Origin of the sequence: Flavobacterium sp. (genome assembly GCF_043780635.1) — a bacterium.
Taxonomy (GTDB): domain Bacteria; phylum Bacteroidota; class Bacteroidia; order Flavobacteriales; family Flavobacteriaceae; genus Flavobacterium.
The window spans coordinates 1-6,942 of the sequence record NZ_JAYWCK010000143.1 but is presented as its reverse complement, the minus strand read 5'-3'; the positions used below and the strand labels follow the sequence as shown (position 1 = coordinate 6,942).

The window sequence follows — 6,942 nt, the reverse complement described above, 5'->3', positions numbered from 1 at the left end:
CAACAGGAAAACCAACTACTGAAACCAACGATTTAATTGACGAAGCTATTGCTGCTTTTGATGTGTTGATCACAAAAGTGAACGCTAAAAAAGTGGAAGATAAAAAAGCACATTTCAAACAAATAAACGTTGAATTGGAACAAACTGCAAATCAATTGATTGCCAAAATCAACGGATTACAGTAAAAAAAGCAGTAAAAAAGCTTGAATTTATTTTGGAAAATTCAAATTCAAACTTATATTTGCATCAATAATGAGTCGCCAGCGTAGCTCAGTTGGCTAGAGCAGCTGATTTGTAATCAGCAGGTCGTGGGTTCGAGTCCCTCCGCCGGCTCTTTAGTAAAACCATCTAACTATTGTTAGGTGGTTTTTTGTTTAAAATATTTTGGGACGAGAAGTTTATCCCGAGTGAAACAATTAATTAAGTCATTTTGCTGGCTATTTAGTAAAATTATCCCGATTTATAAGGATGTTTTTTTTGTTTTAGAGTACTTTGGAATGAAAGTAAATAGAGTCAAGATTATAATTCAGGACTGTTATTATCTCAGAATTTTCATTAGATTTGATGTCTAACTTAAATAATATTGTTATGGAAGAAATTGTTGATACATCAGAAGAATCTAAGGTTGAAGAATTTGAATTACAGTTAAATGAATCTGCAAAAGGATTTCTGAAAGAGGCTGCTAAATGGGCTTATTTTTTATCCATTCTAGGTTACATAGGAATTGGGCTTATTGTTTTGGCGGCAATTTTTGCAGGAACACTTTTTGGTTTTATTGGTAATATGATGCCTTTAGAGCAAATGGGGATGTTTAGTTCTGCATTTGGTATTTTTATAACTGTGGTTTATTTATTGATTGCAGCACTTTATTTCTTTCCAATATATTATTTGAATAGGTTTGCATCTAATTTAAGGGCTGCTTTTCGAGATAATGATTCGGAAACACTAGCTAAATCATTCGAGTATTTGAAATCGCATTATAAGTTTATCGGGATTTTGGCAGTAATTATGTTGTGTTTTTATGCCTTAATTTTTGCAGGTGTAATTATTGCCGCTATAACGGTTGGTCTTAGATAAATATTTTTATTTATAACAAAACCCGTCTTGTTTTTGAAACAAGACGGGTTTTGTATTTATAGCGCTAAATTGAGTTTATTTCTGAGCTTTAATTTTTGCTACATATTGGGTCAGCTTTTTGCCATAAAGCGATTGTGCTACTTTTGGCGACATTGATTTTTGAATGGTATCTAAATATTTGATATTGATATCGTAAATATCGGATAAGGCTATGTAGGGAGCCACTTCATATTCTCTATTATTGATGGCAAAATTAGTAGCAAACAAATATTTCCGTTTGGTGTTGTTGTCCTGTTTCGCATTTATATTATCTAAAGTTTTTGAGTTATTGCTTTTGATGGCATTGAATTTTTGTTCAATCATGTCAAGATTTTCATCTCTAAAACGAGTATTTATTTTTTGATACTCTTCATATTTTTCTTGATTTTTTGAACCAGTTATTTTTGCACTGGAAAGATAAGAATCCAGGTTGGTGTCAATATTTATATTTCCAGGTTCGGCAAAAAACAAAATGTTATTGTCCAGTGAATTCGTAACTCCTCTATCTAAAAATAAATATAACATCTCGGCTGATTTTAAATCTATATCCGTTTCAAACTTTGAACTTCCATCAATTTTTATTGTATCAATTGCAATAAGACTGGTGTCGACCACTCTTTGAATGTATAAAGTTCCTTTTTTTAAACCTTTTATATTACCAGTAAGATGTAGATTTGTTTTTGATACTTCCTTGTTACAAGAAGCTAAAATCAGAAGTGTAGAGAAGGCAAGAATGAATTTTTTCATTGGTGTTTTTGTTTTTTGCAAAATAAAGCAAATTGTTGGAAATAGTAGCTATCGTACTCTTGGAATTTCATAAAAAAACCCAATCTATTGGTAATAAATTGGGATTTTATGAATTAATGATTTGATTTATCCTTTCAACCAAGCATCTTTCAGTGCAGACTTACTTGCATCAGTTGCTTCGAGACTTTCTTTTTCTTCATAAGGAAGTTTTACTATTCCTTTTATAATTTGTTCTTTTCCATCACGTTTTATTTTTATGTAAATCGGGTCGTTTTCTTTCCAGTTTTTGCTATCACCTATCAATTCGTAGATATTATCAAGCGAATAGGGTTTGTCATTGACAGCCATCAAAACATCACCGCCTTTGATGCCAAGGTTTGTGTAGAATTCGTTTAATTCAATATTTGGAACAACAATGATTTCCTTGGTTTGCTTATCTATTGAGATATATGGTGTTCTTCCTTTCGAAAATATACCGGATGGTTTTTTTGAAGTAGAGTTTGTTAATCCGACTTTAGCCAAATAAGTAGCATAAGGAATAGGTGTTGGTCCTGAAACATATGTTTTTAAGAAATCGCCAACTTCAGGGTAAGTCAATTCGGTGATTTTTTCAAAAAGCTCATCATCATTAAAGGCTTTCGAAACACCATATTCATTTGATAGTTTTTGCATTAAATCAAGAATTCCTCTTTTGCCATTGCTATTTTTCCGGATGATAATATCTAAACACATTCCTATTAAAGCTCCTTTTTGATATACGTTATTATATTGTTCTTTGTATGGTTTTACAAGTACATTGGTGCTCATTGTTGTAAAAGGCATTGTGTCATTATAGGATTTTGTTTGTTCTATTAAACCAACTATTCGGGTATAAAACTCTTTTTCGTTGATTAATCCTTGATTAACTTGAAATAGATTGGCAAAATATTCAGTTACACCTTCATACATCCATAAATGTTCAGACATTTTTGGAGCATTATAATCAAAGTTTTGAATTTCCTGTGAATGAATGGTCAATGGGGTTACGATATGGAAAAATTCATGGGAGACTACATCTTTTAACGTAGATGCTAATTTGTCTTTTTCTAACATTTCAGGCATAACTACAGTTGTGGCGGTCGGGTGTTCTAAAGCTCCAAATCCACGTGCATCCGGCTTACTCATATCTGACAAATAAAGAAGAACACTATATTTTTTAGTTGAATTAAATTTTCCTAAAAAGTGTTTTTGCGCTGTCATCACCGTTTTCATTTCTGGAGTAATACTTTCGGCTGTAAATTTTCCTGTAGGAGAATAAACTGCAATCTGGATTTCCATATCATCCACCTTAAAAGTGGTGAAGTCCGGTTTTGAATACATAATTGGGTTCTCAACCAATTCAGCATACCGAGAAGTCACAAATAAATCATTCGTGGCAGATGCATCTTGATCGACCATAGAAGTTGCTCCCCAAAGTCCTGCAGGATGCGAAATTGTCACTAGATAAGGTGTTGACATATAATTTGTAAAATAACCCACAAAACAATGTGTGTTGAGCAGTATGTTTTTGCCTGCATCAATGTTTGAGCCTACCGGAGAGAAGACTTCACCGTCACCAAAACCTTTTCCTGTTTCAGTGTCAAAAGTATCATTGACTAAATAAGTTATTTTATATAAGGTTTTAGCATTCGTAATTGACCATGAATTCATATCCGATTTTTTTACAACCAATAAATTTCCTTTTTTATCATAAGCTTTCAGATCATCAATATATTTGCCATAATCGTCTTCCATATAAGTTCCGGGAACTATTTTTGGAATGTGATAGGTGATTTCATCTGTTTTAATTTTTGGAGTACTTACAGTGACTAAAACTTTGTCATCTTTAATTTCATTTAGATTAATGCTAACCCTAATTTCTTCTTTTGGTGAAGAAGCAATTGAAGAACTTGTCGTTTTACAGCCCCATAGAACCGAAGCAAATGCAAAAGCAAATATTATTTTTTTCATTTTATAGTGATTGTTAGTTTGGTCATAAGACTTTAAAAGGATGAAATTGTTACAACCACATATAGATTTTAAGAAAATGGAAAAGTATTAATAAAAAAAGCTCCTGAATTTCAGGAGCTTAATTTTTAATCAAGTTTATTTTTTATATAATATTTACCGTCCAATTCTTCATCAAAATCATCAATTTTAGTAGGTTTTGGTTTAGGCTTACTTGCTAAAGCTTTCTTTTTCCACATTTCATATTTTTCTGCGGGCATCTTTTTTTTCATGATCTCAAGAACCTCTTTTTCGGCTAAACCAAATTCTTTTTTGATAATTTCAAAAGGGTTTTTTTCCTCTAAGGCAAACGTAACAAGTTTTTCTGTTTGTTCCCAATTTAATTCTGTGCGGTTACTCTTCTTCATTAGGTGAAAATTAATTCAATTATTTAAAGGTTAATGATTAATAGGTTTGTTTTCAAATTATTGACCAATATTAATAAAAAAAATAATTACTTTTTATCTAAAGCCAATTTTTTTTATGGTTTTTAGTTATTTTCTGTAGAACGTTGTTCTTTAAATGGTATTTTTAATAAATTTTTCAATTGATTGTTCTCTTCAGGCTTCATATAGGTATCAATTCCGTATGTGATTTTGTCTTTTGAAAGTGACATAAATGTGCCAAATATTCTATCCCAAATCGAAAAAATATTTCCATAATTACTATCAGTATAAGGTAATGTGTAGTGATGGTGCACTTTATGCATATCTGGTGAAACTATAAAATAACTCAAAAAGTCATCTAATTTTTTAGGCAGCGCAATATTCGCATGTGTGAATTGTGTTGAAATAACGGATATTGTTTGATACATAAAAACGAGCCACATTGGTGCACCAACGACTACTACTCCAAGCGTTGTAAATATAAAACGGATGACACTTTCTCCTGGATGATGTCTGTTTCCAGAAGTAGTATCGACCCAAGTATCAGTATGATGAATCAAGTGAAATCGCCAAAGAAACTTGACTTTATGCTCAATTAAATGTACTAAATAAGCTCCTATTAAATCCAGTAATAGCAACCCAATCACGGCATAAAGCCATAAAGGCATTAACGGGAGCCATTGTAAAACGCCAAAATTATTGGCAATAGTCCAATCGGAAGTTTTTAATAAAATAAAAGCTAAAGAAAAGTTAATAAGGATAGTTGTAAAAGTCAAGAAAAGATTTATTCCGGCATGTTGCCATTTCTTATATGTAAACTTAAAAAGAGGAAAAGCATTTTCTATCAGCCAAAAAATGGTGATTCCGCCTACTAGAATCAAACTTCTATGGGATGAAGGAATAGTATCAAAATAAGAGACAATTTCATTCATAAACAAAATATTAGATTCCAAATCTAATGATTTTTATATAATCTTAATTATTCAATTACACGAAATGTTAGATTTATTCTGGAACCAATTGGTTTTGATGTTTTCGGAATTTGGTGTTTCCAAAAATGCTGAGTTGTTCCTTTCATTATTAACAAACTTCCGTGTTCTAGAACAATACTTTTTTTCTGGTCTTTGTCTGTATTATGTTTCAATTGGAAAACGCGTTCAGAACCAAAACTCACGGAAGCAATTACGGGATTTGTTCCTAACTCTTTTTCGTTATCGGCATGCCATCCGTTGCTATCTTTCCCGTCGCGATACTGATTGAGTAATACTGTGGTAAAATTGGTATCGGTAACACTTTCTACATATGACTTTATCTTCTGCAAAAGCAGATTCCAAGGATGCGATTGCATTTTTATATTCGAATACGAATAAGGCTTTCCCTCGTTACCAAATAAAGCAGTCAATCTAGGTTGGGGATGTGTTTTTCCATAAACTTTTATATCATCCTGTTGCCAAGGAATATCGGCTATTAATTGAGCAAAAATAGCATCAGCCTCTTCTTTGTCAAAAAAATGAGGATAATAAATGATTTCTGCATCAGGCAAATTTATAACTATCGGTTCCGATTGAAAAAGTGGATTCATAATACCAAAATAAAGGGGAAAACGAAGATTTTCATCTTTGCTTTTCTCTTTAAAATATAGTTAATTAAATCAATTAGCACGGAAATGTTTGGTTAAGTAAAAAATATTTACTCCCAATATAAAGGTATTTGTGATGATTATTGGCCAGGATGTCACTAACATAATGCCATAAAAAACAAATAATATTGCTCCAATTGAATTTATGATTCGTAAAGTATTAATGTTTTTCATCAGGAATGAAATCATTAACACTAACGATGCTAAATAACCTACCCATTCTGTCAATGTGATATCAAACATTTTATTTATTTAAGTGTGGGGCAAAAGTAGGGTATAGCTGTGAATTGAATGATATAAATTTCAGGTTTTTTAGAAAAGTACTTCCAAGGCTTTGTTTTGTATTCCAATATACGAATAATATAAACTTTATTTCATTTCCTTTTTCTCGGTCAAATCGCTCAAATGCAATCGCAATGCATCGATCGAAATGCTGATTTCCCAAAACGAGATTCCCAGTGAAATAAGTAAAGAAAGTAAACTCAATCCAAACAGATAAATACTGAATAATTGTTGTTCCAGAAACAACAAAAGCATCGCGAAAACGGAGAGAAATAAACACAAAACGCCATACAATTGCATATTGCGAATCAGTGTCAATCTCAGGTTTAGGTTTTTTATTTCGAGTAAAATGCTCTTGTCTTCCCCTTTATCGTAAGTTTTTTTTAACTCTCTCACAATAGAGGCAATCGTAAGAAAGCGATTGGTGTAAGCTAATAGAATTAAAGAAGTAGCTGAAAAAAGTAATGCAGGGGTTTCGATGTGTAGAGACATAATTTAGTGATCTTTTTATGTTTCAAAGTTCGTTAAACTTTCGTCAAATTTTCATTTTTGTAATAAGAAATAGCATTTCTATTTGTAAGGTTCAATTCAATTATTCCGGTTATTTTAGTGTTCAATTGACTGTGTTGTTTTTATTGCTGATTAATGTTTTTTAATCAAAAGAATTCCTCGAAGCTCTGCTTCGGGGTTCGATGGTAAGTAAAATTATTATCTTTGTTTTATGAGCGAACACATTCATAAGAGACA

9 protein-coding genes and 1 tRNA gene are annotated in these 6,942 nt (G+C 31.7%); 3 read left to right on the top strand and 7 right to left on the bottom strand.

Going from position 1 to position 6,942, the window contains the following annotated elements:
- The 3 genes from ACH2BV_RS12950 to ACH2BV_RS12940 all read left to right on the top strand — a co-directional run.
- The coding region (locus ACH2BV_RS12950; protein WP_395051153.1) for a hypothetical protein at positions 1-185 on the top strand (185 nt) is incomplete at its 5' end.
- 74 nt (positions 186-259) lie between these two features.
- Positions 260-333: transfer RNA gene (locus ACH2BV_RS12945), tRNA-Thr, on the top strand.
- Positions 334-588: 255 nt separating this feature from the next.
- Positions 589-1,077 carry a hypothetical protein gene (locus ACH2BV_RS12940; protein WP_395051152.1) on the top strand — a complete coding sequence of 163 codons (489 nt, stop codon included), beginning with the start codon at positions 589-591 and terminating at the stop codon, positions 1,075-1,077.
- 75 nt (positions 1,078-1,152) lie between these two features.
- On the opposite strand, the gene ACH2BV_RS12935 is transcribed toward ACH2BV_RS12940, so the two are convergent.
- The 7 genes from ACH2BV_RS12935 to ACH2BV_RS12905 form a co-directional block, all read right to left on the bottom strand.
- Entirely contained in the window at positions 1,153-1,863 is a 711-nt protein-coding gene (locus ACH2BV_RS12935; RefSeq protein ID WP_395051151.1) for a DUF4369 domain-containing protein, read from the bottom strand.
- A 126-nt stretch (positions 1,864-1,989) separates the two neighbouring features.
- Positions 1,990-3,852 carry a peptidase M61 gene (locus ACH2BV_RS12930; protein ID WP_395051150.1) on the bottom strand — a complete coding sequence of 621 codons (1,863 nt, stop codon included), beginning with the start codon at positions 3,850-3,852 and terminating at the stop codon, positions 1,990-1,992.
- Between the two features lie 125 nt (positions 3,853-3,977).
- Positions 3,978-4,256, bottom strand: a complete 279-nt coding sequence (locus ACH2BV_RS12925) for a DUF2805 domain-containing protein (protein ID WP_395051149.1) — start codon at positions 4,254-4,256, stop codon at positions 3,978-3,980.
- A 122-nt stretch (positions 4,257-4,378) separates the two neighbouring features.
- Positions 4,379-5,206: a sterol desaturase family protein gene (locus tag ACH2BV_RS12920; protein ID WP_395051148.1), complete on the bottom strand. Its 828-nt coding sequence runs from the start codon at positions 5,204-5,206 to the stop codon at positions 4,379-4,381.
- Positions 5,207-5,253: 47 nt separating this feature from the next.
- Positions 5,254-5,856: an alpha-ketoglutarate-dependent dioxygenase AlkB family protein gene (locus ACH2BV_RS12915; protein WP_395051147.1), complete on the bottom strand. Its 603-nt coding sequence runs from the start codon at positions 5,854-5,856 to the stop codon at positions 5,254-5,256.
- 69 nt (positions 5,857-5,925) lie between these two features.
- Positions 5,926-6,156, bottom strand: coding sequence for a uroporphyrinogen decarboxylase (locus ACH2BV_RS12910; protein WP_395051146.1), 231 nt, complete (start codon positions 6,154-6,156; stop codon positions 5,926-5,928).
- A 126-nt stretch (positions 6,157-6,282) separates the two neighbouring features.
- Positions 6,283-6,687: a DUF2721 domain-containing protein gene (locus tag ACH2BV_RS12905; RefSeq protein WP_395051145.1), complete on the bottom strand. Its 405-nt coding sequence runs from the start codon at positions 6,685-6,687 to the stop codon at positions 6,283-6,285.
- Positions 6,688-6,942: the final 255 nt, after the last annotated feature.

What these genes read in the sequence shown, in the direction of transcription:
- ACH2BV_RS12940 (WP_395051152.1), top strand. Translation starts at nt 589, where the DNA reads ATGGAAGAAATTGTTGATACATCAGAAGAATCTAAGGTTGAAGAATTT.
- ACH2BV_RS12935 (WP_395051151.1), bottom strand. Translation starts at nt 1,863, where the DNA reads ATGAAAAAATTCATTCTTGCCTTCTCTACACTTCTGATTTTAGCTTCT.
- ACH2BV_RS12930 (WP_395051150.1), bottom strand. Translation starts at nt 3,852, where the DNA reads ATGAAAAAAATAATATTTGCTTTTGCATTTGCTTCGGTTCTATGGGGC.
- ACH2BV_RS12925 (WP_395051149.1), bottom strand. Translation starts at nt 4,256, where the DNA reads ATGAAGAAGAGTAACCGCACAGAATTAAATTGGGAACAAACAGAAAAA.
- ACH2BV_RS12920 (WP_395051148.1), bottom strand. Translation starts at nt 5,206, where the DNA reads ATGAATGAAATTGTCTCTTATTTTGATACTATTCCTTCATCCCATAGA.
- ACH2BV_RS12915 (WP_395051147.1), bottom strand. Translation starts at nt 5,856, where the DNA reads ATGAATCCACTTTTTCAATCGGAACCGATAGTTATAAATTTGCCTGAT.
- ACH2BV_RS12910 (WP_395051146.1), bottom strand. Translation starts at nt 6,156, where the DNA reads ATGTTTGATATCACATTGACAGAATGGGTAGGTTATTTAGCATCGTTA.
- ACH2BV_RS12905 (WP_395051145.1), bottom strand. Translation starts at nt 6,687, where the DNA reads ATGTCTCTACACATCGAAACCCCTGCATTACTTTTTTCAGCTACTTCT.